This window comes from Streptomyces sp. LS1784, assembly GCF_020103755.1.
Taxonomy (GTDB): domain Bacteria; phylum Actinomycetota; class Actinomycetes; order Streptomycetales; family Streptomycetaceae; genus Kitasatospora.
The window spans coordinates 1-1,507 of sequence record NZ_JAHSQD010001029.1; the positions used below are offsets into that span (position 1 = coordinate 1).

At 75.0% G+C, this 1,507-nt stretch carries 2 protein-coding genes; one reads left to right on the forward strand and one right to left on the reverse strand.

Annotation, left to right across the window (positions count from 1 at the left end):
- The coding region (locus KS423_RS45350; protein ID WP_224285496.1) for an SDR family NAD(P)-dependent oxidoreductase at positions 1–726 on the reverse strand (726 nt) is incomplete at its 3' end.
- Between the two features lie 82 nt (positions 727–808).
- Between KS423_RS45350 and KS423_RS45355 the strand changes: the two genes are divergently transcribed.
- Positions 809–1,480 carry a TetR family transcriptional regulator gene (locus KS423_RS45355; protein ID WP_224285497.1) on the forward strand — a complete coding sequence of 224 codons (672 nt, stop codon included), beginning with the start codon at positions 809–811 and terminating at the stop codon, positions 1,478–1,480.
- Positions 1,481–1,507: the final 27 nt, after the last annotated feature.

Genomic DNA, 1,507 nt, shown 5'->3' on the forward strand with positions numbered 1-1,507 from the left:
GCGTGCGGGCGACTGCGCGAGCGGGCGCAGCAGGTGCCCGAACAGCAGCCGCACCCCGCCGACCGCGCCGGCGCGGGGCAGGCCGGTGGCGGCGTAGCCGGGGTGGGCGAGCACGCTGCGCACGGGGCTGTGGGCGGCGTTCAGGCGGCGGTGGAGTTCGAGGGCGAAGACGGCGTTGGCGAGTTTGGACTGGTTGTAGTGGCCCATGGGGGAGTAGGCGTGTTCGCCGGTGAGGTCGTCGAAGTCGATGCGGGCGCGGCGGTGGTTGGCGGAGGTGACGGTGACCACGCGCGGGTCGCGGCCCTGGGCGAGCAGGTCGATGAGGTGGGCGGTGAGGGCGAAGTGGCCGAGGTGGTTGACGGCGAACTGGAGTTCGTGGCCGTGGGGGGTGAGGGTGCGTGGGGGTGCCATGACGCCGGCGTTGTTGACCAGGACGTCGGGGTGCGGGCCGTCGGTGCGCAGGCGTGTGGCGAAGGCGTGCACGGAGTGCGGGTCGGCGAGGTCCAGGCGGCGTACCTCCAGCAGGGCGTCGGGCTGTTCGGCCGTCACCAGGGCGGCGGCGCGGTGGCCTTTGGCCTCGTCGCGCACGGCGAGGACGACGTGGGCGCCGCGGCGGGCGAGGGCGGTGGTGGTGGCCAGGCCCAGGCCGCTGCCGGCGCCGGTGACGACGAACACCCGCCCGCTCGGGTCCGCGGCGCCGGCGGGGCTCGGGTTGCTTCGGATCATACGGCTCACGCTGCCGCGTATGTCACCAAGTGTCAAGACTGTCGTTTGATGCCGAGTGTGGCGTGGGGGCTAGGATGGGCCGGTGACGTCCCGACCCGCCGCCACCCTGGCCCAGCGCAAACGCCAGCTCGTTGCCGACGAACTGACGCGGGCGGCGCTGGACCTGCTGGCGCACGGCGGGTTCGACGCCGTCACGGTCGACGAGATCGCCACCGCCGCGGGCGTGTCCAAGCGGACGTTCTTCCGCTACTTCGCGTCCAAGGAGGACGTGGTCGTCCAGTTCCTGGCCGCCCTCGGCGCCGCCATGCGCGAGGAGCTGGCCCGCCGTCCGGTGGCGGAGGCGCCCTCGGTGGCGCTGCGGTGCGCGGTGTGGCGCTGCGTGCAGGACTGCGCCGGCCACGAGGAGCGCGCCCGCAGCGTGGTGCGGCTGATCCTCTCCACGCCCGCCCTGCTCGCCCGCTTCCTGGAACGCCAGGCGCAGTGGCGCGACGAACTCGCCGCGCAGCTCGCCGTGCGCCTGGGCCTGGACGCCGGGCGCGAGCTGTACCCGCGGCTGGCCGCGGACATGGCGCTGGCGGCCTTCCACACGGTGCTCCAGCGCTGGAGCGCCGCCGACGGCGGTGGCGAGGTGGACGGCGGTGGTGAGGGGGTGGACGTCGCCGCGCTGACGGAGAACTGCTTCGCCGTCATCGCCCCGGCCCTGGACGCCGTCGTGCGCACTCCCGCCCCGGGCCGGGCCTGCGCCCCGGCCTGACCCCCGGCGGACAAGGGGGGGCGCACG